Annotated in this window: 25 protein-coding genes; 1 reads left to right on the top strand and 24 read right to left on the bottom strand. The window is 58.5% G+C overall.

The annotated features are described in order from the left end of the window. Positions 1 to 37: 37 nt before the first annotated feature. The 7 genes from H1B31_RS06850 to H1B31_RS06820 all read right to left on the bottom strand — a co-directional run bounded on the left by H1B31_RS06850 (position 38) and on the right by H1B31_RS06820 (position 8,044). On the bottom strand, positions 38 to 901 hold the full coding sequence (locus H1B31_RS06850; protein ID WP_185979785.1) for an NAD(P)/FAD-dependent oxidoreductase: 864 nt from the start codon (positions 899 to 901) through the stop codon (positions 38 to 40). A 64-nt stretch (positions 902 to 965) separates the two neighbouring features. After that, the gene (locus tag H1B31_RS06845; RefSeq protein WP_009439828.1) at positions 966 to 1,919 is read right to left on the bottom strand and encodes a ribose-phosphate diphosphokinase; all 954 of its coding nucleotides are present in this window, start codon (positions 1,917 to 1,919) and stop codon (positions 966 to 968) included. A gap of 150 nt (positions 1,920 to 2,069) precedes the next feature. Beyond that, complete coding sequence (gene glmU, locus H1B31_RS06840; protein WP_185979784.1) at positions 2,070 to 3,434, bottom strand: bifunctional UDP-N-acetylglucosamine diphosphorylase/glucosamine-1-phosphate N-acetyltransferase GlmU; 1,365 nt, start codon at positions 3,432 to 3,434, stop codon at positions 2,070 to 2,072. A gap of 27 nt (positions 3,435 to 3,461) precedes the next feature. Continuing rightward, positions 3,462 to 4,199, bottom strand: a complete 738-nt coding sequence (locus H1B31_RS06835) for a GntR family transcriptional regulator (protein ID WP_009439830.1) — start codon at positions 4,197 to 4,199, stop codon at positions 3,462 to 3,464. A 15-nt stretch (positions 4,200 to 4,214) separates the two neighbouring features. Continuing rightward, complete coding sequence (ispE, locus tag H1B31_RS06830; protein ID WP_185979783.1) at positions 4,215 to 5,078, bottom strand: 4-(cytidine 5'-diphospho)-2-C-methyl-D-erythritol kinase; 864 nt, start codon at positions 5,076 to 5,078, stop codon at positions 4,215 to 4,217. A gap of 121 nt (positions 5,079 to 5,199) precedes the next feature. Beyond that, the gene (gene priA / locus H1B31_RS06825) at positions 5,200 to 7,614 is read right to left on the bottom strand and encodes a replication restart helicase PriA (RefSeq protein ID WP_185979782.1); all 2,415 of its coding nucleotides are present in this window, start codon (positions 7,612 to 7,614) and stop codon (positions 5,200 to 5,202) included. A 73-nt stretch (positions 7,615 to 7,687) separates the two neighbouring features. Further along, entirely contained in the window at positions 7,688 to 8,044 is a 357-nt protein-coding gene (locus tag H1B31_RS06820) for a hypothetical protein (protein WP_185979781.1), read from the bottom strand. A 212-nt stretch (positions 8,045 to 8,256) separates the two neighbouring features. Here H1B31_RS06820 and H1B31_RS06815 point away from each other — a divergent pair, with 212 nt between their 5' ends. Beyond that, a complete protein-coding gene (locus H1B31_RS06815) occupies positions 8,257 to 8,601 on the top strand; it encodes a cupin domain-containing protein (RefSeq protein ID WP_006691481.1) in 345 nt (114 codons plus the stop codon). A 69-nt stretch (positions 8,602 to 8,670) separates the two neighbouring features. Here H1B31_RS06815 and H1B31_RS06810 read toward each other — a convergent pair whose 3' ends face one another. From H1B31_RS06810 to H1B31_RS06730, 17 genes are all read right to left on the bottom strand, one after another. Further along, a complete protein-coding gene (locus tag H1B31_RS06810; RefSeq protein ID WP_185979780.1) occupies positions 8,671 to 9,453 on the bottom strand; it encodes a response regulator transcription factor in 783 nt (260 codons plus the stop codon). Beyond that, on the bottom strand, positions 9,454 to 11,145 hold the full coding sequence (locus H1B31_RS06805) for a sensor histidine kinase (protein ID WP_185979779.1): 1,692 nt from the start codon (positions 11,143 to 11,145) through the stop codon (positions 9,454 to 9,456). A gap of 108 nt (positions 11,146 to 11,253) precedes the next feature. Then, positions 11,254 to 12,285 carry an ABC transporter substrate-binding protein gene (locus H1B31_RS06800; RefSeq protein WP_009439837.1) on the bottom strand — a complete coding sequence of 344 codons (1,032 nt, stop codon included), beginning with the start codon at positions 12,283 to 12,285 and terminating at the stop codon, positions 11,254 to 11,256. Between the two features lie 55 nt (positions 12,286 to 12,340). Continuing rightward, the gene (locus tag H1B31_RS06795) at positions 12,341 to 13,996 is read right to left on the bottom strand and encodes an ABC transporter permease (RefSeq protein ID WP_185979778.1); all 1,656 of its coding nucleotides are present in this window, start codon (positions 13,994 to 13,996) and stop codon (positions 12,341 to 12,343) included. Continuing rightward, complete coding sequence (locus tag H1B31_RS06790) at positions 13,989 to 15,107, bottom strand: ABC transporter ATP-binding protein (RefSeq protein ID WP_185979777.1); 1,119 nt, start codon at positions 15,105 to 15,107, stop codon at positions 13,989 to 13,991. The genes H1B31_RS06795 and H1B31_RS06790 overlap by 8 nt, the downstream gene beginning before the upstream one ends. Before the next feature lie 181 nt (positions 15,108 to 15,288). Continuing rightward, positions 15,289 to 16,521 (bottom strand): methionine gamma-lyase family protein, encoded by a 1,233-nt coding sequence (locus H1B31_RS06785; protein ID WP_185979776.1) that lies wholly within the window; start codon positions 16,519 to 16,521, stop codon positions 15,289 to 15,291. Between the two features lie 18 nt (positions 16,522 to 16,539). Next, positions 16,540 to 17,232 (bottom strand): hypothetical protein, encoded by a 693-nt coding sequence (locus H1B31_RS06780; protein ID WP_009439841.1) that lies wholly within the window; start codon positions 17,230 to 17,232, stop codon positions 16,540 to 16,542. A gap of 12 nt (positions 17,233 to 17,244) precedes the next feature. Next, the gene (gene pyrE / locus H1B31_RS06775) at positions 17,245 to 17,820 is read right to left on the bottom strand and encodes an orotate phosphoribosyltransferase (RefSeq protein WP_185979775.1); all 576 of its coding nucleotides are present in this window, start codon (positions 17,818 to 17,820) and stop codon (positions 17,245 to 17,247) included. Continuing rightward, a complete protein-coding gene (gene pyrF, locus H1B31_RS06770; RefSeq protein ID WP_185979774.1) occupies positions 17,817 to 18,533 on the bottom strand; it encodes an orotidine-5'-phosphate decarboxylase in 717 nt (238 codons plus the stop codon). Before pyrF ends, pyrE begins: the two co-directional genes overlap by 4 nt. Positions 18,534 to 18,537: 4 nt before the next feature. After that, entirely contained in the window at positions 18,538 to 19,458 is a 921-nt protein-coding gene (locus tag H1B31_RS06765; RefSeq protein WP_185979773.1) for a phenylacetate--CoA ligase family protein, read from the bottom strand. Beyond that, positions 19,455 to 20,243 (bottom strand): CheR family methyltransferase, encoded by a 789-nt coding sequence (locus tag H1B31_RS06760; protein WP_185979772.1) that lies wholly within the window; start codon positions 20,241 to 20,243, stop codon positions 19,455 to 19,457. The genes H1B31_RS06765 and H1B31_RS06760 overlap by 4 nt, the downstream gene beginning before the upstream one ends. 37 nt (positions 20,244 to 20,280) lie before the next feature. Then, positions 20,281 to 20,727 carry an Hsp20 family protein gene (locus H1B31_RS06755; RefSeq protein ID WP_185979771.1) on the bottom strand — a complete coding sequence of 149 codons (447 nt, stop codon included), beginning with the start codon at positions 20,725 to 20,727 and terminating at the stop codon, positions 20,281 to 20,283. 115 nt (positions 20,728 to 20,842) lie between these two features. After that, positions 20,843 to 22,555, bottom strand: a complete 1,713-nt coding sequence (locus tag H1B31_RS06750) for a proline--tRNA ligase (protein WP_185979770.1) — start codon at positions 22,553 to 22,555, stop codon at positions 20,843 to 20,845. After that, positions 22,552 to 23,631 carry a flavodoxin-dependent (E)-4-hydroxy-3-methylbut-2-enyl-diphosphate synthase gene (gene ispG, locus H1B31_RS06745; protein WP_318842478.1) on the bottom strand — a complete coding sequence of 360 codons (1,080 nt, stop codon included), beginning with the start codon at positions 23,629 to 23,631 and terminating at the stop codon, positions 22,552 to 22,554. Before ispG ends, H1B31_RS06750 begins: the two co-directional genes overlap by 4 nt. A gap of 8 nt (positions 23,632 to 23,639) precedes the next feature. Beyond that, a complete protein-coding gene (gene rseP, locus H1B31_RS06740; protein WP_185979769.1) occupies positions 23,640 to 24,680 on the bottom strand; it encodes an RIP metalloprotease RseP in 1,041 nt (346 codons plus the stop codon). 24 nt (positions 24,681 to 24,704) lie between these two features. Continuing rightward, complete coding sequence (locus H1B31_RS06735; RefSeq protein WP_185979768.1) at positions 24,705 to 25,526, bottom strand: phosphatidate cytidylyltransferase; 822 nt, start codon at positions 25,524 to 25,526, stop codon at positions 24,705 to 24,707. A 14-nt stretch (positions 25,527 to 25,540) separates the two neighbouring features. Next, positions 25,541 to 26,335, bottom strand: a complete 795-nt coding sequence (locus H1B31_RS06730; protein WP_185979767.1) for an undecaprenyl pyrophosphate synthase — start codon at positions 26,333 to 26,335, stop codon at positions 25,541 to 25,543. Positions 26,336 to 26,414: the final 79 nt, after the last annotated feature.

The raw sequence follows: 26,414 nt of genomic DNA, 5'->3' as shown, positions 1-26,414 counted from the left end.
ATCCGTCCCCCCTTTTTTCTTCTCTCCCAGTAAGCCTCTATCCCTTACGCAGATACCGCACGGCGGCAAGCCCCGCCTCAGCGCCCTCATAGACCGCCTTTGCAATTTGCAGGAGGCCGCCCGTACAATCTCCCGCCGCATAGACGCCGGGGACATTCGTCTCCATATGCTCGCCCACAACAATTTTCCCGTCACTGAGCACGACGCCAAGTTTGCGCGCCAGCTCCATGCTCCCCGCCGTCCCAATCGCCATGAAAATGCCATCCACATCCATGGCCGTATCATCATCGAAGACGATGCGCTGCACGCGGCGTACCCCCTCGATGCGTACAATCTTCTGCGTATGTACGGAAATTCCGTCCGGAACCACAACGGATGGTTCCTCCCCATTGGTCAGCAGGGAAAGCTGTGCAGCATGAGGTCGCAGGATCTCCGCCTCATGTAGGGCATAGTCCCCCGCGCCGATCACAGCAACGCGTTTGCCGCGATAAAAGAAGGCATCACAGATCGCGCAGTAGCTGACACCGCGACCCTCGAACTCTCTGAGTCCCGGGATGGAGAGTGTCTTGCGCGGAACACCTGCTGCAAGGATCACAGCATCCGCGTCGTACGCAGCGCGAACCGTCTCAAGGCAAAAGCCCTTCCCCCCGTCCGCAGGCAGGATCGCAAGCACCTCATCCGTCTCAAAGCGGACACCAAGACGCTTTGCTCCCGCAATTCCACGCTGCTCTAGCTCTGCGCCGGAGATCGGCTCAGCAAAGCCGTAGTAGTTCTCAACCCACTCCGCAGCAGCGAGCCCGCCCGTCCCCTTCGTGATGACGGTCACATCCGCACCGCCGCGCCGCGCATAGAGGGCGGCAGATATACCCGCAGGACCGGAACCGATGATGATGACGTGCATGACTTACTCCTATGAAAAAAGAGACGCTCCTTAGACGTCTCTTTCTCTGTCTGTGGGAACTTGCTTAGTGATGATTGAAGAGCAGGCTCACCGAACGATGGCTTTGGATACGCACAATGACATCCGCAAGGGACTGTGCGAGCGAAAGTGTGACGAGTTTATCGGACTGCTTCTCCGGCGGAAGCGGGATCGAATCCGTGATGACAAGCTGGTCAATCACAGAGGCATTGAGCCGCTCAACCGCAGGATCGCTGAGGATCGCATGGGAGCAGGCCGCCAGCACGCGCTTTGCACCGCGCTCCTTGAGTGCCTTTGCTCCCTCACAGAGAGAACCTGCCGTATCGACAATATCGTCGATGAGGAGTGCTGTCTTCCCCTCGACCTCACCGATGAGGTTCATGACCTCTGCACAGCCCGGACAGGGGCGGCGCTTCTCGATGATGGCGATCGGCGCATGGAGGAAGTCCGCCATGATGCGCGCACGCGTGACACCGCCAAGGTCTGGCGAGACGACAACCAGATCCTCGATTGCCTGCTCACGGAAGTAGCTCGCCAGCACAGGTGCTGCAGCAAGATGATCCACGGGAATATCAAAGAACCCCTGAATCTGCCCCGCATGGAGGTCGACCGTCACAACACGGGTCACCCCCGCTGTCGTCATGAGATTTGCAACGAGCTTTGCCGAGATTGGCTCACGCCCGCGCGTCTTGCGATCCTGACGCGCATAGGCATAGTACGGGACAACCGCCGTAATGCTGTGCGCAGATGCACGCTTGCACGCATCTGTGAGAATCAGCAGCTCCATGAGGTTGTCGTTGACGGGAAAGCTCGTCGACTGGATGATGAAGATATCCTTGCCGCGAATGCTCTCCTCGATCATCACCTGGATCTCGCCGTTGTTGAACTGCCCGACGAAAGCCTCGCAGAGCGGTATGCCGATACGTTCCGCAATATCCTTTGCCAACTGTGGATTGGCATTCCCCGTCAGGATGCACACGTTGTCGGTCGGAAAACTCATCTCTATGTTCCTCCTAAAAACCAGATGCGTCACTATAAATAAAATACACAATAACTATCTATAGTATAACACGCACGCTAGTTTTTTGGAAGAGCGTCCCCTGTCTTTTTCACAGTGCTGTGAGCCATTCAGGGGAATCATGTACGAGTCTCATTTTCGTTTGTCAATCCAGCCCTCGATCTCCTTCTGACGCGCGCGCGCCACGGAGAGTGTACCTGTGGGTACGTCGCGCGTGATGGTCGAGCCGGCGGCAACATAGGCGCCCTCACCGACCGTGACCGGTGCAACAAGGTTCGAGTTGCAGCCAACAAAGGCATTGTCGCCGATATTGGTACGGAACTTCTGCTTCCCGTCGTAGTTGACCGTAATCGTGCCGCACCCCATGTTGACGTGCGCGCCCATGTCGCAGTCGCCGATGTAGGAAAGATGGGGCAGCTTCGAGCCCTCGCCGATGTTCGAGTTCTTGACCTCGACGAAATTGCCAATCTTCACGCCCGCGCCGATGTGGCTGTCCGGACGAATGTGGTTGAACTGACCAAGATCCACGCCGCTCTCAATCTCAGCATCATGCGCATAGACATAGTGTGCCTTGACATTGTCTCCAACAACCGTGTTCTGGAAGCGCACATTCGGCCCGATCACGCAGTCCTCACCGATCACCGTGAGCCCCTCGAGGAAGGTGAACGGATAGATGACCGTGTCCATGCCGACGCGCACCTCCGCGTCGATAAACGTCGTATGCGGGTCGATGATCGTGACGCCGTCCGCCATCAGCTCCTCGACCTTCCGGCGGCGCAGGAGGCGCTCCGCCACGGCGAGCTGACTGCGCGAATTGATGCCGAGCGTGCTCTCGTAGTTGTCCGCGACAACCGCCCAGATCTTCTCCCCCGCATCACGCAGAATGCTGAGGACATCGGGGAGATAGTACTCACCCTGTGCATTGTCATTCGTCACCTTTGAAAGCGCTGCAAAGAGCGCCTGGCCGTCAAAGCAGTAAATCCCCGCATTAACCTCGTGAATCTCACGTTCCTCCGGCGTTGCATCCTTGTGCTCGACAATCTTCAGCACCTCACCATTATCGCGGCGGACGATGCGTCCATACCCCTTTGCATTCGGCATGATTGCCGTGAGTACGGTCGCCTTCGCGCCCGCCTGCACATGTTCCTCATGGAAGCGCGCCAAAAGCTCCGCCGTCAAAAGCGGGGTATCGCCGCAGAGCACCATGATCGTCCCATGCTCCTTGGCGAGCAGCTCCTTCGTCTGTAGAACGGCGTGCCCCGTCCCGAGCTGTTCACGCTGCTCCACGTATTCCACGCTGTCTCCGATGCTCTCACGCACGACATCGCCGCCAAACCCCGTGACGACGATATTGCGCCGTGCCCCCGCTGCATCCGCCGCGTCAATGACGTGCTGCAGCATGGATTTTCCTGCCGCACGGTGCAGGACTTTCGGCAGCTTTGACTTCATGCGCGTCCCCTTACCCGCTGCCAGGATAACCGTTATAAAATCCAACATTATGCTCCTCCCGTTCTCCGGAAGCACCTACTCGGCGTCTTCCTGACTCTTTTTCCCCTTGCGTCTCACCAAGGTGGTACCTGTCTTTTTTTCCTGCTCCTCAATGGCGTAAAGCAGGGTCTTCTCCGAATTTTCCATGTGTCTCGCACCGACCTTGCGTGCATGGCGCGCGTCGCCCGAGCCGATCGCATCCACGATCGCACGATGTTCCTCAAGGGTTGCCTTGAGTCGCCCCGGGTACGACATCGAAATCGTACGGAACCGCGTGAGCTGCTCGCGCAGATTCCCAATGATCGCAAGCAGACGCTCGTTGCGCGCCGCCTGATACAGAAGCTCGTGGAACTCGATATCCGTGCGCACAATACGCTCCATATCGTGCTCCTCGATGGCGCGTCCGATACCGACGAGGAGTCGCTCCAAACGCTCCTGCTCCTCATCGGTGATCCGCTCCGCCGCAAGTTCACAGGCAAGTGCCTCGAGTGCAGCGCGAATCTCAAAGATCTCATTGATGTCGCGAATGGATACGCTCGCCACATACGCACCGCGCCGCGGCACGGTGACGACATAGCCCTCCTGCTCGAGCTTGCGTATCGCCTCACGCACGGGCGTACGGCTGACGAGCAGTTCGTCCGCGAGATCGTTCTCCTTGAGCCATTCGCCGGGCTTTAAGATCCCGCTGCGAATCGCATCACGCAGCACCTCACAGACAATTTCACGAAGCGGCTGGTAGCTGTTGACAACAACCGGCGATAATTTTCCCTGCATGATGACTCCCTCTGTCTATTCCCCGTATTTTCCGGCCGTGCACGTCAGGTGTACCGCTGCATCCGTCTCAAGGCGGAACGCCTCGGCCGCCTCCGCAGCCGCACGTTCCTCTGCAAAGAGTCCGAACACGGTCGGTCCGCTGCCCGACATCATCGCACAGAGTGCACCGTGTTCACGCATCCGCGCACGATAGTCGGCAATCACGGGATGTGCCGTCTCGGTCACAGGCTCAAGCACATTGCAGACAAGCTCTGCGCAGCGCATGCGATCGCCGCGTTCGAGTGCCTCCAAAAATGACGCATTGTCCGGATGAAATTTGGGCGGATGCGCGTCGTAACTGCGGTACGCCCACGGTGTCGACACAGCGACGGGCGGCTTTGCGAGCACAACATGAGTCACAGGAAAATCCGGAAGTGTCTGCATGACCTCGCCGCGCCCCGTCGCAAGCACCGTGCCGCCCATCAGGGCAAACGGGATGTCCGAGCCAAGCTGCGCACCGAGCGCGCAGAGCCGGTCATCGGAAAGTCCGAGTGCATAGAGTTCGTTCATGCCGCGCAGCGCAGCCGCCGCATCGGCACTCCCTCCCGCAAGCCCTGCAGCAACAGGGATGCGCTTCGTGATCGCTATGTGAACCCCGCCGCGCAGACCGCACTCCCTCATAACGAGAGCTGCCGCACGATGGGCGAGGTTGCGCTCATCCGCCTCCAGCCCTGGAAGATCCACGGTCAGCGTGATTCCCTCCTCCTGCCGCGTGAGCGTAAGCGTATCTGCGAGTGCGAGGGACTGCATGACCGTCGCAATCTCGTGATACCCGTCATCCCGAAGTCCCAGAATATCGAGCGTCAGATTGATCTTCGCCCGTCCGAGAATCGTTACCATAGGAAGCCTCCATTGCTCCGAAGAAAATTGATTCGTGCCGCTTCGCATATCATCAGTCTTTCCTTCTATTTCCAGATTAACAGGATTTTTAATTATATTCAATAGGTTTTTCTATTATTTTTCAAAAAATTGCGGTGGGATCAATGTCAATCGCAACATCGTCGCGCAGATGCAGTCCGCGTGTACGCAAGAAGTTCTGTACGACCGCAAGCCCGTCTGTCTTGATGAGCACGATAAAACGATACGCGCCACGCTCCCGCTCGATCAGTGCGGGCGAGGGGCCGATCAGCATGCAGTCCTGCTCCTTCGCAAACGCCGATCGGAAGGCCCTCACAAAGGCGTTCGCTTCGCCCCATGCACGTTCGCGGCTCGTCTCGTGAAAGAGGAGCTTCACAAGGCGGCTGAACGGCGGATAGAAGAGCTCGCGCCGCAGTTCAATCTCGCGGGCATAGAACGCTTCGTAGTCCTGCCGCAACGCCGCCTGCACAGCATAGTGCTCGGGGTTGTACGTCTGCACGATGACCTCGCCGCGCGCGCCGTGCCGCCCCGCGCGGCCCGCTGTCTGCGTGATGAGCATGAAGCAGCGCTCCGCCGCGCGGAAATCGGGCAGATTCAGACTCGCATCGGCACTGATGATGCCAACCGCCTGTACGCCGGGCAGGTCGTGTCCCTTTGCAACCATCTGCGTGCCGAGGAGGATGTCGAAGTTGCGCCTGCGAAACTGCGTCAGAATCTCCGTATGCGCGAATTTACGCCCCGTCGTATCGCGATCCATGCGCACAAGGCGCGCTGCCGGGAGTAGCTGCCCCAGCTCCTCCTCGAGCTTTTCCGTCCCCGAGCCGAAGTATTTGATGTAACGGCTGCCGCATTTCGGGCAAGTCTCGGGCACGGCGGCGCGCAGGTCGCAGTGATGGCAGACGAGTGCGCCGTTCGCGTGGTAGACGAGCGGCAGGCCGCAATCCGCGCAGGTGATGACCGCCCCGCAGGAGCGGCACATGATGAAGGTCGAGTAGCCGCGCCGATTCAGCATGATGATCGCCTGCTCATGGCGAGCGAGCGTCTCCGTGAGCAGTTCGCGCAGGGCGAGCGAGATGATCGTGCGCCGTCCGCGCCGCAGCTCTTCGCGCATATCGACCGCGCGCACCTGCGGCAGCGGCTGACTGCCAATGCGCTCCGGCATCGTGAGGAGGGTCAGCTCCCCCGCCTGCGCACGTGCATAGGACTCAAGAGACGGCGTCGCACTCCCGAGCACGAGGATCGCTCCATGTCGCCGCGCGAGGATCTCTGCAACCACGCGTGCATGATAGCGCGGCGACTCATCCTGCTTGTAGGACATATCCTGTTCCTCGTCGAGGATGATTGCGCCAACGTCGTTGGCGGGCGTGAAGAGCGCCGAGCGCGCGCCGATGATGATGCCCGCATCGCCACGCCGCACGCGGAAGATCGAATCGTTGCGCTCCGCGAGCGAGAGCTGACTGTGCAGGACGACGATGTCATCCGCAAAGACCTCCTGAAACGCCGTGATGAGCTGCCCCGTGAGCGCAATCTCGGGCACGAGTACGACAACCTGCCGACCGCGTGCGCGCACGGCACGCGCCGTCTCGATGTAGACGCGTGTCTTACCGCTGCCCGTGACGCCGTGGAGCAGATACCCGTGAAAGGTCTCGGCTGCGATGCCCTCTTGCAGTGCCGTGACGGCTGCGCGCTGCGCCTGTGTCAGCTCGTCTGCCCGCGCAGCTCCCGCACCTGTTCCATAGGGATTGCGCAGCCTGCGCCGCAGATGCTCCGTCAGAAGACCTGCGGCAACGAGATTCTTGATCGTCGCGGGCGAGATGCCCTTCTCGTCGAGTTCCGCGCGCGCATATTCCTCACGTTCCCGAAAGAGCAGGAGCGCCCGCGCCTGTGCGGGCTTTCGCGCAAGCCCCACAAGCAGTTCGTCCGTGATCGCGACCGCTGTGTAGTACTTCTCATAGAGTGCTTTGTCACGCTTGTCTGCACGGTACTCCCTGCATACGAGATGGTAGCGCAGTAGTTTTTCTATGTACTCATCCACCGCCGCCTCCGGCAGCGCCCGCCGCAGCTCCGTCATACGCCGCGCGCCGTTCTCAGAGAGATAGCAATAGACGGCGTGTGCATGTGCATCGGCGAGCAGCGGATGTGCCGCGTCCGCATCCTCCGCCACCCGATAGACGGGGAAGATGCGCAGACCGCTCTTGCCCGGCATGAAGAGGCGCATGATCTCCGCCGCCGAGCAGAGGTAGAACGCGGCGAGTTCCTGTGCGGCGGCAAGAAGCTGCGGCGAGAACCACGCCTCCTCATCCACCGCCTCGATGATCTCCTTCAGCGCATGCCCCCCGTCGCGCGTGGGATCGTATGGGCGCACGCAGGTGACGAAGCCCTCCTTGCGGACATTGCCAAACGGAACAAAGACGCGCCAGCCGATCGTGACCTGTGAGAGCATCTCCGGCAGAATATAGGTGAACTCCTGCGCAATGCTCTTGACCGGAATGTTGATATAGACATCCGCAACGGTCATATGTTCACTTTCTTCACCAAAAAAGCCGTTACACGAATGCGTTCGTGCAACAGCTCCTTTCCATACACCACGACTACGAGACAATCGCCGCCTGATTCGCAAGGATCTCCTTGCCGGCCTGACACGCAGGGCAGATACAGGTATCTTCCCCCTGCTCCTTGGCCTGCTTTGCTGCAGCATTATACTCTCCGGCTCTCTGCGCACCGAACAGTGCGACACCGTCCGCTGACTCCGTGAAGCTGATGATCTGATCGATCGTCAGTACATCGCTCTTTATTTCATCAATGAGTGTCCGAAACGCAGATTTTTCCTGTGGCGTGTCCACCGCCTCCAGAAACACCTCTGCTTTCGCCTTCAGTCCTTCGTAGACCGACGGCGCATCGGCCAGCTTCTGCACCTCATCGATCACAGCACTGCGATCCAACGCCATCCTTCATCCTCCTCAATTCTCTGATGCTCGTGTATCTGAAACAATCTATTTATTATTATAGGACAAAGGGTCACGTTTGACAACTGAAAAAATTTTTGATTCTTCAAATTCCGAGTGTTCCTCTCGGAATTGTGGCTTCGGTCACATTCTTTGGAGGATATTCTGTGTATAATATGCACAGAAATTCTCACAACACACAAGGAGGAAACATCATGGCAATCCTGAACAATATCCAGCATCAACAGGCACTCCTGCTCAAGGATCAGGTCGCATACGCAGAAGGACAGGTCGTCAGCAAGACGCTCGTCCAGAACAAGGGGCTCGGTGTCACACTCTTCGCCTTCGCGAAGGGTGAGGGCATCAGCACGCACGCATCCACGGGCGACGCGCTCGTCACGGCGCTTGAGGGCGAGGGCATCATCACGATCGATGACGAAACCTACACGCTCAAGGCGGGCGAGAGCATCGTCATGCCCGCAACCCATCCGCACTCCGTCTACGCAGCAAAGGAAACACCGTTCAAGATGCTGCTTGTCGTCGCATTCCCTGCGGCCTAATATATATCAACACATTTCTCCCTGAATGCAAAACACCCGCAGCAAAAGTGCTGCGGGTGTTTTGCGTCCCTATTCATCCTCCTGCTGCAGCCTCCCTCCTGTCTCTTGCAAAAACGTACGCGGCGAACATTTCATATATTTTTTGAACACTGTACAGAAATTCTTGTAGTCACCGAATCCGTTTTCCTCCGCAACTTCGTAGACGCGGTACTTACCCGAGCGAAGCTGCGTCACGGCACTCTGTAAACGCGTGCGCGTCAAGAACTCAAGAAAGGTCTGCCCCGTCGCCTCCTTGAATTTGCGGCTGAGATAGCTCGCGCTCACACCTGCCGTTTCCGCAAGGCCTTCGATGCTGAGTCTCTCACGATAGTCCGTCCGAATGCGCTCCATTGCATGCCGTACATAGGGGTTGAGCAACCTGTCCGAGAAGTAACGCTGCCAGTCCACGCCTTCCACTGCCTGCGGCATTACCTCCTGTGCCGCCCCGTCCGCCGCAATTCGCCGCATAAGGGCGGCAAGCTCCGCTTCGTCCACGGGCTTCAAGAGATAGTCCGCCGCTTGCAACCGAAGTGCCTGCTGCGCATAGCCGAACTCGGCGTAGCTTGTGAGAAAGACGAGCTGAGGCAGAATCCCCTCCGCACGCGCCGCCTCCGCCATCTCGATACCGTCCATGCACGGCATACGGATATCCGTCAGCACAACATCGGGGCGCTCCGTACGCATGAGTGCAAGCCCCTCTCTTCCGTCAGCCGCATCGCCCACAATGCGGCATCCCATCCCTGCCCAGTCAATCATGCAGAGCAGTCCGCGTCGAATGATCTCTTCATCCTCGACAATGAGTACGCGCAGCATTTACTTCGCCCCCTTTCCACCGTCCGCAGGAAGCACCATCGTAACGCGCGTACCGCCCCCTGCACGCCGAGCGATCTCCATACCGTACGCAGCGCCGTAGAGGAGCTGAATGCGGCGATGAATATTATAGATACCCGTATGCACGGTGCGGTTCTCGCCACGCTCCATCATCTCGCGCAGCCGATACAGGGTCTCCTCATCCATCCCCGTCCCCCTGTCTTCAATGACGATGTGCAGACACCCATCCACCACACTGATCTGCGTGGTAATATCAATCACCCCCTCCGCATCCGCGCCGTAGTGAATGGCATTCTCCACAATGGGCTGCAAGAGGAGTTTCGGCACAAGACAGGCCTCCGCCTCCTCCGCTACCTCCTGCCGATAGCAGAGGCGCGCACCGAACCGCTGTCGCTGAATCTCAACATAGCTACCGAGGTGCCGGATGTCCTCCGCGAGGGGAACGCGCTGCACACGGCTGTCGATGCTGTAGCGCAGAAGTGCAGAGAGTGCTGTAATCATGCGCATTGCCGCATCGGGATCGAGTTTTGTCATAAACTTGATGTTCTCAAGTGTATTGAAGAGAAAATGTGGATTGAACTGCGACTCAAGCTGGCGCACCTCCGAGATGACGCTCACGCGTGCCTTTTCCTCATTTTCCTCCATGAGCTGCACGAGACTCTGCACCATGCGGTTGTATTCGCCTGCAATCTCCTCGAACTCGTTGCCTGTCCGAATGACGAGTTCGCGATCCAGATGTCCGTGCCGCACCGCGCGGAATGCGTCGACGATCTCATCCATTGCGCACATCTTCTCTGCCATCTCACGCCGCACACGAAAGAAGATGAACGGTATCATGAGGAGGAGCACAGCGAAAAGAATACCTGCGCCCGTTGCAAACTGTGCAATACGGCTGCCCACGGGCAAGATGGCGTAGACGGTGAAGCTCCCATCCAGTACAGGCTCCTGCATCACATAGAACTGCTGCCCGTCCACCTCGACAAGCCCCTGTGCATCCGCGATTTCCGACACGATTTTATGGAATACAGGATCGCGAAAGATCGTCATGGTAGAGAACGGCGCGCGTCCCGCGCGATCCGCAATGACAACGTGCATCTTCTCTCCCGTTTGAAGGCGCTTTGCGAGTTCCTGTGCAGGCATGACAAAGACGGCATAGCCCTCCGTGTCTCCCGTCTGTGGCGTGCGGATTGCCTGACCGACCACATAGTCCCAGTCGCGGTCACGCTGCGGGACAAATTCCTGCACGCATCCCTCTGCAGCATCCATACGCGCGAGAACGCCCCAGTCCGACGTTGGCTGAGCAAGATAGTCGGGAAGATGCGCACGCGTCTGAAAGAGAACCTGACGCTCGCTGCCAAGAAGATAGAATTCCGGCAGCGCCCCATGCAAATTCAGCTCCGCATACAGATTTTCAAAAAAAATGCGCCGTTCTTCCCCATCCGCATGCAGCTGCCCGATGCCGTGCAGTGCGATCGCCCCCGCACGCGCCTCGTAGTCATGGGTCAGCTCCGTGAATATCTCCCCTGCCGTACGCGCCTCCTCTGCCGTCCGCGTCACGACATTCTGCTCCCAGTAGAGCGCAGCAAGTGCCGTACAGATGAATGCAATGAGCAGTCCCGGAAGGAGCGCATATTTGAGGAGTTCACTGCGCACTTCATCTTGAAAACGCCGCATATGCCCCTCCTTTCCCCCACAAAGACAGTATCATTATAGCAGAATCCACACAAATACAAAATACCGGAAGGATCGCGTCCTCCCGGTATTGTTCTTGTGTGACAGTGTTTACTGCACGCTCGTGAAGATGTCCTTGAACTTGTCAAGCCACGCCTTCTTATTCTTCTCGACGACCTGCTCCTCGTCATCGATGATCTTGATCTGATCCTTCGGCAGAAGACCGACGGGCGGATCTACGTCATCGCGCACGGAGCGACGATGGAGCGAGGAGGTGATGATGCTCTGCGCTTCCTTGCTCGTGATAAAGTCGATGAACTTCTTCGCATTCTCCATATGCTTTGCATTCTTGATGATGTAGATGCCGTCCGGCTTGGAGATGACGCCTTCCTTCATGTAGACGAGCTTCACAGGTGCGCCGTCCGCAACGTACTTCGCGCCGCCCTCTTCAAACGTCAGGCCGACCGCATACTCACCGTCCGCAACGCCCTTGTAGACCGCAGAGGAGCCCGAGAGCAGCTTGCCGTCGAGATTCCGGCAGAACTTTTCCACGTAGTCCCAGCCCTTATCGGGGTCACCATTTCCCATCGCATAGAGCATATTGATGAGATGCTCGTAGGACGAGGAGGACTTCGACGGGTCGGCAAAGGCAATCTTGCCCTTGAGCGCGGGATTCAGCAGATCCTCATAGCCCTCGACCTTCACATCGCCGAGGAGGTTCGTGTTGACCATGATGACGCTCGGGATGTCCGTGAAGCGCGTCATCGGCCCCTCGGTGTTCTTGAACGCCGTCTGGATGTGATCCTCGTTCTTCGAGGTGTAGTTCTCGAAGAGATCCGCCTTCGGTTTCATCGTGTTCAGCGAGCCGCCCCAGAAGATGTCGCCGAGCGGATTCGCTTTCTCAGACTCGACGCGCTTGAGGAGCTCGCCCGTGCCCGCCGCAATGACTTCGACCTTCACGCCGCTCTGCTTCTCAAACTCCTCAACAAGGGGATTGATAAACGTCAGCGGATGCGGGCAGTAGATGACGAGCGTATTGTCATCCGCCGATGCCGCCTGCTTTTCTCCCCCACCGCAGCCGGTGAGGGCGCCGCCGAGCATCAGGGATGCTGCCATGACGGCAAGGATTTTCTTGAACTTCATGAAATGACCTCCTTTAACAGAACCCATCTATGACAAAGGCTTTCGCCTGAGGAAACTAGAGCGTTACATCCTTGCTGCCCGAGACCTTGAAGAAGGTCACCATCGCAACAATCGTTGTGAGCGTGAGGATGGTCGAGAGTGCTGCCGCCGTGCCGTAGCTCGCGCGGATGACCTCCGTGTAGATTGCAACGGACATGGTCTTTGTCGCCCCCGTAAAGAGGATGACCGAAGAGCTGAGCTCGTTGATCGCCGTGATCCACGAGAGGATTGCACCGCTCATGACGCCGGGGAGCATCATGATCGCCGTCACCTTGAAAAAGGTCTTGAGCGGCGATGCGCCGAGACTGATCGATGCCTCCTCGATGCTCGGGCTGATCTGATAGAGAATCGCAGAGCTCGAGCGCAGCGTATAGGGCAGACGACGAATGACGAGTGAGATGATGATGATGAGCGCCGTGCCCGAGAGCAGCATCGGCTCCTCGTTGAACGCGAGGAGGAGCGTGATGCCGAGCACCGACCCCGGGATGATGTACGGGAACATCGTGAGTGTGTCGATGATGTCCGTGAGCATGCTCTTGCGGCGCGTCGTCAGATAGGCGACCGTCATGCCGAGGAAGACAATGATGAGGATCGCCGCCGTACTGTATAGATAGGTGTTCGAGATGGCCGTGCCGAGGCTGCTGAAGATCGTCGTATAGCTATCGAGCGAGTAGCCGCCGGTAAAGACTGCCCCCCGCGTCTCAAGGAAGGAGGTGTAGACGACGACAAGCTGCGGTATCATCGAAACAGCGACGAGCAGATAGATGAGAACGTGCATCAAGACGTTGCCCGCGCCCTTCATCTCCTTGACTTCAAGAGGACGCAGCGAACTCATCGTAAAGGACTTGCGGCTCACAACATATTTTTGGAGCAGGAAGATCGTCGAGGTGATGACAACCATGATCGCCGCCATTGCCGCCGCAAAATTCGCCTGATCGCCTACCTCGTTGATGAACTCCGAGTAGATCATAACCGGCATGACATTGAACCCCTCGCCGATTAGCATCGGTGTTCCGAAGTCCGCCATTGCGTTCATAAAGACCATGAGCGCACCCGCGAGGATCGTCGGCGTGATGAGCGGTACGATGACCGTCACCACCTTGCGGACGCCGCTACACCCGAGACTCTCCGCCGCCTCAATGAGTGCGGCGTCAATGTTTTTCATCGCGCCCGCCGCATAGAGATAGATGAACGGATAGAGCTTGAGCGTCAGCACGAGCAGGATGCCCGAGAATCCATAGATCGACGGAAACTCGTACTGAAACGTCTCCTGCAGCCACTGCGTCAGGATACCGCTACGCCCGCCGATCAGAATCCACGAGTACGCGCCGATAAAGGGCGGCGAGAGAAGCGAGATGATGATGCAGATCTCAAGTGCGCTCTTGAAACGCACGCGGTAGATCGTCATGAAGTACGCGAGCGCTGTGCCGATGATGATGGCAAGCACGGTCACGCACGCCGTCACGCTGAAGCTGTTGATCATCGACTGATAGTAGTATTTCCGCTCGAAGAAATGCGTGAAGTGTTCGAGCGTGAATTCTCCTGTCATTGCGTCCTGAAAGGCAGACGTAAAGAGCGAGAAGAGCGGATAGATGAGGAAGAGCCCGAAGACCGCGATGGAGAGGATCGTGATCCCCGTCCAGAAATCAAAGTGCAGACTGCCCTTATTCATAGCGCACCACATCCTTCAGGATATTGCGTGAGCCGTCTGCGGTGAAGACATTGACCTTAAGCGCATTCGGACGCAGGTGCACCGTGTCCCCGACCTCGAGCTGCTGCGTCGCATGGCCGAGATCCTGCGAAAACTCAAGAGATGCCTGATGCGGCAAAATCATCTCTTCATCGAAGTCCAGACTGTAGTTGATGTATTTGCCGAGGAAGACCTTCGTCCGCACCTTGCACGGCAGGCCATCCTCCTGAATCGACAGTTCCTCAGGGCGCACGGAGATGACGATCTCCATCCCGTCCTCCGCCTCTTCGCCAAGGTTCGCCATCGGCATCTCAAAGCCGCTGCGGAAGACCACACTCGCCTCCCCGCCTGACTTCTTCACGCGTCCGTAGAACAGATTCGAATGTCCAATAAAGGTCGATACGAAGATGTTCCACGGGCGTTCATAGATCGTCTGCGGCTGTGCCGTCTGCTGGATCTCGCCCTTGTTCATGACGGCGATGCGGTCGGAGATAGAGAGCGCCTCCTCCTGATCGTGCGTGACGTAGACCGTCGTGATTCCGACCTTCTTCTGCACCTCGCGGATTGCGGAACGCATTTCGATGCGCAGCTTTGCATCGAGGTTTGAGAGTGGCTCGTCCATCAGAAGCACGCTCGGATGAATGACGATGGCGCGCGCAAGTGCGACGCGCTGCTGCTGCCCGCCCGAGAGACGCTCGGGGAGACGATCCTGATAGTCCGTGATCTGCACGACATCGAGGATGCGATCGACCTTTTCTTTCATCTCCCCCTTTGGCACATCGCGCAGTTTGAGCCCGTACTCCACGTTCTGACGCACCGTCAGATGCGGGAAGATCGCATAGCTCTGGAATACCATGCCGATGTTGCGCTTGTGGGCTGGGATGTCGTTGATCCGCTGCTCGTTGAAGAGAATATCGCCCCCCTCGATGCTGTTGAAGCCCGCAATCATCCGCAGGAGCGTCGTCTTTCCGCAGCCCGAAGGACCGAGCAGGGTGAAGAACTCTCCGTTGCGGATGTGCTCCGTAATCCCCGGAATGATCGTGAGATCGCCATACTTCTTGACAGCGTTCTCAATATGAATCGCTACGCTCATACTGTCCCCTCCAAATTCATTTTTTCCGGATAGCATCGAATCCTTTCGCTCTCTATTCGTCTGATTATTTGTAGTATACAAAAAGAACCTGCAAATGAATATCCTCAAATCTGCAAAAATATCCGAAAAACTGAACTTGTTGGGAAAAAGAAAAAGAGGGACACGCCCCTCTTAGATGATTTCACACAATTGCTTCCGCCGCCGCCATCACGCCGAGTGCCGCGTGCTCGAACGTCAGCCCGCCCTGCAGATAGATACAGTACGGCTCGCGCATGGGACCGTCTGCACTCAGCTCGATTGACGCCCCCTGCACGAACGTCCCCGCCGCCATGATGATCTGATCGGCATAGCCCGGCATATCCCACGGCTCGGGTGCGGCGAAAGCATCCACGGGCGACATCGCCTGAATCGCGCGCGCGAACGCCTTCATCCGCTCCGCGTCCCCGAGGACGATTGCCTGTATGATGTCGCTGCGCGCATCCGTAAAGCGCGGGAACGTACGGCAGCCCAGTCCCTCGAAGATCCCTGCGGCAAAGACCGCGCCCTTGAGTGCCTGCGCCACGACATGAGGCGCGAGGAAAAGCCCCTGAAAGAGCAGCCGGTTCGAGATGAGGCTCGCACCGAGCTCATCCCCCATCCCGGGCGCCGTGAGACGATAGGACGCGGCTTCCACGAGGTCGCTGCGCCCCGCAATATAGCCACCCGTCGGCGCAAGCCCACCACCCGGGTTCTTGATGAGCGAGCCCGCCATGATGTCCACGTCCGTAATATCTGTCGGCTCTGTAGTATCGACAAACTCCCCGTAGCAGTTGTCCACGAATACAATGCAGTTCGGATTCGCCGCCTTGATGCGCGCGCTGACCGCGCGAATGTCCTTGATGCTGAGCGGCTCGCGCTCGCTGTAGCCGCGCGAACGCTGCACGAGCGCGAGCTTCGTCCGCGCCGTCACGATGCGGTCAATGCCATTCATGTCCACGCGCCCGCCCTGCATCGGCAACTCGTCGTAGAGAACGCCGAACTCCTTGAGCGAACCGACGCTTTCATGCGCCCAGCCGATCACCGTCTGCATCGTATCATAGGGTGCGCCCGTGATCGAGACAAGCTGATCGCCGGGACGCAGGATGCCGAAGAGCACCGTTGCGAGTGCATGCGTCCCCGAGACAAACTGCGTACGCACAAGTGCCCGCTCTACGCCAAAGACGCGTGCATAGAGCTCATCCAGCTTCTCGCGCCCGAGATCGCTGTAAGCATAGCCTGCGCTCACGCCGAAATGCGCATCGGAGACGCGACATGCACGCATTGCGTCGAGCACCTTCCGCGTGTTGAACTCCGCAACCTCATCCATATGCGCAAATGCCCCCTGCGCACGCGCGACAACATCCTCCCGCAGGGCTTTCAGCTCATCCCTCTGCACATTTTCCTCGCTTTCCTGTCACACATTCTTCTCCGCATCCGCCTCTACCGCCGCCCTGCGCAGATAGCGCGCGAGATTCAGCCGCAGACGCTGCTCCAATTCTTCGAGATCCGACGCGTCAAAATCATAGCTGACATACGGCATCCCCGCCGCATGGTACTCACCGAAGAACTCGTTCCGATAGCAGTTGTAGTAAATGCCCACGTCATTTGCCCGCGCAAAGTCCACATAGTCGATGATGAGGAAAGAGCCGTTCGTCATCTGTGCGGGTGCCGAAGGACGAACGAAGAGCTCGTACCCCTCCAGCTGTTCGGGCAGTTCCCTGCCATATTCCCATGCGGCAATGCTCTCGCGCACGGGCAGGAGTTCCTGTGTCTCCAGTGCGTCGGCGTGCATCTCTGCCATCACGCGCGGCAGATAGCGCAGGAGTTCCTGACCGAATGTATCGAGATCCCCATGAATGAACGACGGCAGAGCAAAGCTCACCACGCCGATCTCGACGCGCAGCTTGTACGATGTCGTCGCCGCATCGTAGAAACCGACAACGGAGCGATGCGCATCCGCGCGGTCATAGCGAAAAAAATCATACTGCGCTTCGTGCTGCTGCCGGTCTTTCGAGAGCAGATAGCCATCGATTTCGGCAGGCAGTTCATCGAGCACCGTCCACGCGGCAAGTGCCTCGTCTATTTTCTCAGTAAATTCCTCAGCCATCGGATCTGTCTCTTACTTGCCCGTACGCCCGCGCTTCGTCATGGGAACGCCCTTCGCGCAGAGAGGGCAGGTCTCGGGCGCATAGGTCTCCACATCCATCGTGAGGAGCGCCGTGCCCGGTACATCGCCAAAATCTGCCTTGCCGCCGCTGCGGTCAACGAGCATGGAGACGGCCACAGGAACAGCGCCCGCCTCCTTCACCACCTCGATGACCTCCTTGATCGAGCCGCCCGTCGTCACAATGTCCTCGACAATGAGCACGCGCTCCCCTTCCCGCAGAGAAAAGCCGCGTCGGAACGTCATCTTCCCGTCCACGCGCTCCGTGAAGATTGCGCGCGTCCCCAGGGCTTTGCCCGTCTCATGTGCGAGCAGAATGCCGCCCGTCACGGGGCCGACCACCGTCTCAATTGCTGCGTCCTTGAACTTCTCCGCCATCGCTGCGCAGAGCTGCGCCGTGTATGCGGGATGTTGGAGCACATTGAACTTCTCCACATAGTGCGGGCTGTGCAGCCCCGAGGTCAGCAAAAAATGCCCGTCCATGATTGCGCCTGTCTTCACGAGCAGTGCACGTACTTCCTCCTGTGTCATCGTATGCCCTCCATCTCCTTCAAAATCCCCTTTGCCGCTGCACGCGGATCCTCTGCCGCATAGATCGCACGCCCCACGACAATCTGCGAAGCCCCCGCGTGGATCGCGCCCGCAGGTGTCATCACACGCCGCTGATCGTCATGCGAAACGCCCGCAGGCCGAATGCCCGGCGTCACAATGAGGAAAGCCTCACCGCAGACGCGGCGAATCTCCGCCGTCTCGGCAGGGGATGCAACCACGCCGTCGAGACCCGCCTCCTGCGCGAGCGCCGCACGGCGCAGAACTGCATCCGCAACCGTGCCCGTGTGCCCGAGCCCTGCCCAGTCATCTGCATCCATGCTCGTGAGCACAGTGACGCCGATTAACTTCGGACAGGGCACGCCCGCTTTGTCCGCCGTTCGCTGCAACGCCTCGCGCGCCTCCCGCATCATACGCAGCCCGCCCGCCGTATGGACATTCAGAATGTCGGGACCGAGATGCAGCAGCGAGGACAGCCCGTTTCCGACCGTATTTGGAATGTCGTGGAGTTTCAGATCGAGAAAGACCTGCTTCCCCTCGCCCTTGAGCCACGTCACAATGTCCCCGCCAAGCGCATAGAAGAGCTCCATGCCCACCTTGTAGTAACTCACACTGTCGCCCAGACGCGCGACGAGTTCTTCTGCCGCCGCGCGTGTCGGCACATCGAGCGCCGCAATCAACCGTTCATCTGCCATTATTTCACCCCTCCGTAATCAGGAGCTGTACGCTCCCACAGCCGCATCGCGCTCGTGCAAGGCGCACCTGCAGTCCCGTGCGATACCGCAGGACGGGCATCGCCTCCGCCGCGAGCGTCGAGAGTACGAGCTGCCCGCACGCACCGTCCGCACGCGAACTATGCCCCGCCTCATCAATGACCTCGGCGTAGAAGAGCCGTTCCTCAAGATGCAGTCCCGCCCCCGCCGTACAGGCGACACCAATCAGCGCCCCCATCTGTGCCAGCGTAAAGATATGTGCGTGACGCGCGCCCATACGCTCTGCAAGAGCACGCGAAACCGTCTGTGGCGCAATACGTCCCCCGACTGTAATCAATCGGTGCACGGCGATATCCTCAAGATATTTTTCAAGCGCGGGCAGTTCATGCTCCCATGTGATGATGGTATCGGGCACAGCCGCACGTAGGAGTTGCGCCGCCGTCTCCGCCCCGCCCCCGCACGGCAGAACGGCCGCGCCGAGCGCATCGAGCGCATACTGTAGATCGAGCGTCCGACTGTCCGCAATATCTCCCGCAAGCAGCACCGTACTCGCACGGTTCACGCCGCACGCAGTGAGCATATCCACAGTCGTCTGCACCTGCCGTGCAACATCGCCCTGCGTATAGCAGTGAATGCTTCCCAGCCCTGCCTCGTCATGCAGGACACTCATACGCAGCAGACCCGAGAGTGGCAGTGTGAGCATGAAAAAAGGGGCGTCTGCCCCCTCTTCCTCTGCATGATCCCAAAACGGCAGACGCGCCGCATCCACAAATGACGAAACGGATGCAGCACTTACGCCCGCACGTTCAAACGCAGAGCGATAGAACGCTGTCTTTTCCTCCGCCCATTTGATCTGACGCAGGAGAAGCGCAAGACGCTGCTCCTCTGTGAGCATCGTCCCCGTCATGATTCGAACGGCCGCTGATAGAAGAACGGCTGGAAGCTCGTGTAGCCCATCTTGCGGAAGTTCAGAATAGACTCCGTTGCGCCGACGAAGAGAATGCCGCCGGGCTTCAGCGCCTCGAAGAAATGACGGTAGAGCTGATCCTTCGCCTCATCCGTAAAGTAGATGACGACGTTGCGGCAAAGAATCAGATCGAAGCCCGTCTCGAACTTGTCCTGCAGCAGGTTGTGCCGCTTGAACTCGATCATGCTCTTGATCTCGGGCTTCACGGCAAAGTGGTCGCCGTCCGCATCGAAATACTTACGGCGACGCTCGGGCGCCATGCTCTTGATCTCATCCGCCGTATAGACGCCGCGCTTTGCCTTCGCCAGAATCTCCACATCGAGATCGGAGGCGAGAATGCGATGCCGCGTGCCCGGCGTCATCTCCTTCATGATGATCGCGAGCGAATACGGCTCCGCGCCGATGGAGCAGCCTGCGCTCCAGATATTGAGCTTCGATGAGCGTTTCAGGAGATCGGGAATGACATCCGTCTCGAGCTTGCTGAACTTCTCCGGCGTGCGGAAGAACTCCGACACGTTGATCGTCAGATACTCGATGAACGCAGCAAAATCATCCTTGTTCTCACAGACATGGTCGAAATACTCGACGCAGCCCTTATAGCCCGCACGCGTGATCAGATTGTTGATCCGACGTTTCATCTGTGGCTCTTTATAGAGGTCGAGATCGATCTCCGTCTTTGCTTTCAGCTTGTGTTTGAACTGCTCCCAATCGCGGTCTTCCGTCATAAATTCCCCTCCGAACATACTTCCCTACATACACACTTTATTGAATCGTAAAGACGCGGCAAGACTTCTTTACCTCGAGTTTCGGCAGGATCACATGGAGGATACCCGCCTCATAGGACACGGATACCTCCGCCTCATCCACATCGTCGATGAGGAAGGAGCGCTCGAATACGCCTGCCTTGCGCTCATGGCAGAGATATTTCGCCTCGGACTCCTCCGGCACGATGCGCTCCGCCTTGATCTTGAGGCGTCCGTCCTCGTTGTAGGAGACCTCGATGGCTTCTTTCGTAAAGCCGGGGAGTTCTGCGAACAGCTCGTAGCAGTTCTCACAATCGATCACGTCGACGCGGAACGGGAAGAGCATGCCGCCCACCTTGTCGAACGGATTAAACGAATGTTCCATCACGGTCTCAAGAGCCTTTCCCAGAATCTCCTGTCCCTTTTCGGCATTTTCTTTCAAATTGAACGGCAATGGACGAAACATAAGAACCACCTCCAACATGATGTATCAATCTACGCTTTCATTATAACAATAACGCGCATGCTTTTCAATATGCGCGTATGGAAAAGGCGGCGCATAAACGCCGCCCTGACCGTGCTCACAGCGTTGCCAGCATATCTTGCACGCCCTTCAAATAAGTATCGCGTGCAAAGTTCACAAGCTCGCCCGTTCGGCGCACCTTTACCTCGATGCTGCCGTTCTCGATGGTTTTAGGCCCGATGGCAATGCGCACGGGGTAGCCAATCAGATCGCAGTCGTTGAACTTCACGCCCGCACGTTCGCGCCGATCGTCGAGCAGCACATCCACGCCAGCCGCGCGCAGCTCCTCATAGATCTCCTCGGCATAGCGGAGCTGTTCCTCCACCTTTGCATTGACCGCAACGACGACGACCTCATAGGGGGCAATCGCACGCGGCCAGATGATGCCGCTCTCGTCGTGATTCTGCTCGATTGCCGCCGCCATTGTACGCCCGACACCGATGCCGTAGCAGCCCATCTGCAGGGGCTGCGCCTTGCCCGTCTCGTCGAGGAAGGTCGCGCCCATCGCCGCACTGTACTTCGTGCCGAGGGCGAAGATCTGCCCCGCCTCGATGCCGCGCCCAATGTGGAGATGCCCATTCTCGCAGACGGGACATTCATCCCCTTCCTCCACAAGGCGAATATCCGCCACTGTCACCGCGCCGAAGTCGCGCTGCGGATTGACGTTGATATAGTGGTAGTCCGCCTCGTTTGCCCCCGAAACGGCATTGTGCATCCGCATCGCCGTCTCATCGACAACGATATGCGTGCCCTCCTTGATGCCGATTGGGCTCATAAAGCCGGGGCAGCCGCCCACTGCACGGATTGCCTCTTCCTCCGCCATACGCAGTTCACGCGCGCCCGGAACGGCATTTGCGAGCTTGATCTCGTTGACCTCGTGGTCGCCGCGCAGGAATGCAAGGATAAGGGTATCGTCCTCCGTCTGATAGGCGACCGCCTTGATCGTCTTTTCCACGGGAATCTTGAGGTATTCTGCAAGCAGAGCAATCGTACTCGTATGCGGGGTCACCACCTTCTCAAGCGGCAGTTCCGCCTCGTCGGGTGCGTCAATCGGACGCAGTGCCGCCTTCTCATCGCTCGCCGCATAGCTGCACGCATCGCAGCACGCAATACGCGACTCGCCTTCCGGCGCAAGCACGGTGAACTCCTCCGAATGCCCGCCGCCAATCGCACCGCTGTCCGCCTCCACTGCGCGGAAGTCCAGCCCGCAGCGCGTGAAGATGTTCGTGTACGCAACGGACATCTTGCGGTAGGACTCATTCATCCCTTCGACATCCTTATCGAAAGAATAAAGGTCTTTCATGATAAACTCGCGACTGCGCATGACCCCGAAGCGCGGGCGACGCTCATCGCGGAACTTGTCCTGAATCTGATAGAGCAGCACGGGCAGCTGCTTGTACGAGCGCAGTTCATCGCGCACGAGTGCCGTAATCATCTCCTCATGGGTCGGTCCCATGCAGAACTCGCGGTCATGACGATCCTTCACGCGGATCATCTCCGCACCGTATGCACCCCAGCGCCCGCTTTCCTCCCAGAGCTCGGACGGCTGGAGAATCGGCATCATGATTTCCTGCCCGCCCGCCGCATCCATCTCCTCGCGAATGATCTGCTCAATCTTGCGGATCGTGCGCCACGCAAGCGGCAGATAGCTATACATACCGCCCGCAGACTTGCGGATCAGACCCGCACGATACATGAGCTGATGGCTTGCAATCTCTGCCTCGGCGGGCGTATTTCGAAGTGTGGGTGCATACAGATTCGTAGCTCTCATGACGATTTGCGTTCCTCCAATATTGCATCAATTTCCCGAAACAGTTCGGGAAGCAGTTCTTCTTCCTTCACCTTGCGGATGACCTCACCCTTGCGGAAGATCAGCCCCTCGCCGTTCCCGCCCGCAATGCCGACATCCGCGCCGCGCGCCTCACCGGGGCCGTTGACGACGCAGCCCATCACCGCGACCTCGATCGGCTCTTCCATGCCGCGCAAACGCTCCTCGACCTTTTCCGCAATCTCCACGAGGTTGATGCTCGTGCGTCCGCAGGTCGGACAGGCGACAAGCGTCGGGCCGTACTCCTTGAGTCCAAGCGCTTTCAGAATCTCGTTTGCCGTGCGCACCTCGACCACGGGATCGCCCGTGAGCGAGATGCGGATCGTGTCGCCGATTCCCTCGGCGAGCAACGCACCGACGCCGACCGAGGACTTGATGATCCCCGTGCCCGCCGTGCCCGCCTCCGTAATGCCGAGATGCAGAGGGTAGTCGACACGCTCGCTCATGAGACGATACGCCGCAAGCGTCAGCGGCACATCGTGTGCCTTGAGCGAGATCTTCATATCGTAGAAATCCAGCTTCTCAAGCACATGCACATGCTCCATTGCAGACGCGACCAACGCCTCCGCCGTGATGCCGCCGTACTTCGTCAGTATCTTGTGATCGAGCGAGCCGGCATTGACGCCGATGCGGATGGGGATGCCCCCCTCACGCGCCGCCGCACCCGCCTTCTTGACGCGTTCCGTCCCGCCGATGTTGCCCGGGTTGATGCGCAGCGCCGCAACGCCCTGCGCCATCGCCTCAAGTGCGAGCTTGTAGTCGAAGTGGATGTCGGCGACGAGAGGTGTCTTGACCTGCCGCACGATGTTGCCGAGATTCTTCGCTGCTGCCATGTCGGGCACGGCAAGGCGCACAATGTCGCAGCCTGCCGCCGCGAGCTCCCTGATCTGCTGTACCGTCGCCTCCGTGTCCGTCGTCTTGGTGTTGCACATCGACTGCACGGAGATCGGCGCGCCGCCTCCGATGGGGATATTTCCAATGTGGATCTGCCGCGTCGCGCGGCGCTCATACATCGCCATAGAGAGGGTCAGCCTCCTGCAAAGATACGGACAACATCATTCTTCATCGCGAGCAGCATGAGCAGGACGATCAGCCCCACGCCCGCATTCTGGACATAGTGCATGACCTTCGGACTCAGCGGCTTGCCGCGCACCGCCTCGACGCAGAGCGTGAGGAAATGCCCGCCGTCCAGCGCCGGCACGGGCAACAGATTGATGATCGCGAGGTTCAGACTGAGGAGCGCCGCAAAGTTCAGCAGCGGCACTATGCCCATCTCCGCAACCTCACCTGCCATCTGTGCAACGCCGATCGGCCCCGCGAGCTCCGACCCCGACAGCTCGAGGATGATGCGGTAGAGCGCGTCGATCATCATCACAACGATCATCGCCGTGCGCTCGAACGCCATCGAGACGGACTGGAAGAACCCGGGATAGGTGCTCTCGTAGGCATTCACAATGCCTATGACACCACGGTCATGGGATGCATCGTAGTGCGGTGTCACACTGACCGTGAGCTCCTGCCCCGCGCGGTCTACCTGCATCGTCAGGGGTACCGTCCCGTGATTCGTGCGGATTGCATCCACCAGCTCCTGCCACGTCTCGATCGACTGACCGTCGACGGCAAGCACGCGGTCATTTGCCATGAGCCCCGCCTCTGCGGCAGGATTGTCCGCAAGTACCGTCCCGAGCACAGGTGCAGGGTTCGGCGTCTGCACGCCCGCAAAGAAGAAAATGCCGAAGAAGAGCACGACCGGCAGGATAAAGTTCATCGCCGAGCCCGCAAGGATGACGATCATGCGCGAGAGAATCGGCTTACGGCAGTAGCCACGATCCCCCGCATTATTGTCGTCCGCCGTCATGCCCGCAATGTCGTTGAAGCCGCCAAGCGGCACAATGCGAATCGAATAGACCGTCTCGCCATAGCGAAAGCTGACGAGGCGCGGGCCAAAGCCAATCGCAAACTCATCCACGCGCATGCCCGTCAGCTTCGCCGTGATGAAATGCCCAAGTTCGTGTACAAAGACGAGGAGACCAAAGACAAATACGGTCGCGAGAATTTTTTCTAACATCCAAGCTCCTTTATGATTACAGTCCTATCGCAGGACAAAGTAGATCGTATAGTAGTAGACGAGCGGCGCCGTAAAGAGGACGCTGTCAAAGCGATCCCAGATGCCACCGTGCCCCGGGATGATCGCGCCCGAGTCCTTGATCCCCGTGTGCCGCTTCATGAGCGACTCCACGAGATCGCCGAGCGTGCCAAGGATGGCAATTGCCGCGCCGAGCCCCGCCATCTGGGGCAGGGGCATATCGAGGACATAGCCGAGCCCCGCCACCGCCGCAATCGTGCCGACGAGACCGCCAAGGAAGCCCTCGATCGTCTTGTTCGGGCTGATTGCAGGGGCGAGCTTGTGCGAGCCAAAAGCACGCCCGGCAAAGTAGGCAAAGCTGTCGCTCGCCCATGTGCCGATGAACATGACCCAGACCATCGCCGCACCGAGGCTGAATGTTTCGATTGGTGTCACATACGTCCCGCCCGTGAGATTGCGCAGCATGACGAGATGTGCGAATGGCAGTCCGATGTACGCGATGCCGGCCACGGAGATACCAACATCGGGCACGGACACATCCCCGCGCAGAATCACGGATGTCAAGAGTGCGAGCACTGTCGACGCCGTCATCGCAAGCAGGATAATATCGAGCTGTCCGAGATAAGCGCCGTAGAGCATACCGCCAATGCCGAGCAGCCCCGAGAAGAGCGTTGGATTGCCCCCGCGATGCGAGAAGGCACGCGTAAACTCGAACCATGCGAGCACGGCAAGAACCGCACCCGCAATGGAAAACGTCGTACCGCCCTGCTGAATCACATACGCAGCAAGGACAATACCAATCGTTCCGGAAATAATGCGTGTAATCAAAGACTGCCTCCCATTTATTCCTCGGCATCCAGTCCGCCGAAGCGGCGACTGCGCCCTGCGAAATCCTCAATCGCGCGCGCCAGTTCCTCCGGCGTAAAATCCGGCCAATGCGTGTCCGTAAAGTAGAGCTCCGCATATGCCGACTGCCAGAGGAGGAAGTTACTGAGCCTGAGGTCGCCGCTCGTGCGGATAAAGAGGTCAACGGGCGGATCGCCCGCCGTATCGAGTGCATTCGAAAAGAGCTCCGCATCGATCTCCTCAGGTGCAATCTCCCCTACCGCTGCCCGTGCAGCAAGAGAGCGCACAGCACGCACAATCTCATCCTGACTGCCATAGTTCGCCGCCAGATTAAAATGTACGCCCGTATTGTTCGCCGTACGCAGCTCCGCATCCTCCATACGGCGCAGGAAACGCTCCGTAAAGCGATCACGTCGTCCAATAAAACTCATGCGCACATTTTCTGCGTGCATCTCTGCAATCTCTTTCTCCAAAAAAGAGTCAAAGAGATTCAGCAAAAAATCGACCTCGCGCTGTGGCCGCTTCCAGTTCTCTGTTGAGAACGCGTAGACCGTCAGCACCTCGATGCCCATATCCGATGCTGCTCGCACAATGCGCTTGAGCGTACGCGCTCCCGCCTCGTGCCCTGCCGAGCGCGAGCGCCCCTGCGCCTTTGCCCATCGCCCATTCCCGTCCATAACAATGGCGATATGCCGTGGCAGAGCTCCATGGTCAATTGCAAAATTGGAAGGAAGATGATCCCCATCGGGAACCGACGTACTCTTCCCGCCGCCGAATATCTTTCTCCACATATTGATCCTTTCCCTTTCCCCTACGGGATCTCAATTCTGCCAAAACACCCTTCCAGCAAATGCCGGAAGGGGTTATATC

Source organism: Selenomonas timonae (assembly GCF_014250475.1).
Taxonomy (GTDB): Bacteria; Bacillota; Negativicutes; order Selenomonadales; family Selenomonadaceae; genus Centipeda; species Centipeda timonae.
The sequence above is the reverse complement of the archived record's forward strand: the minus strand, read 5'-3'. Positions and strand labels throughout refer to the sequence as shown.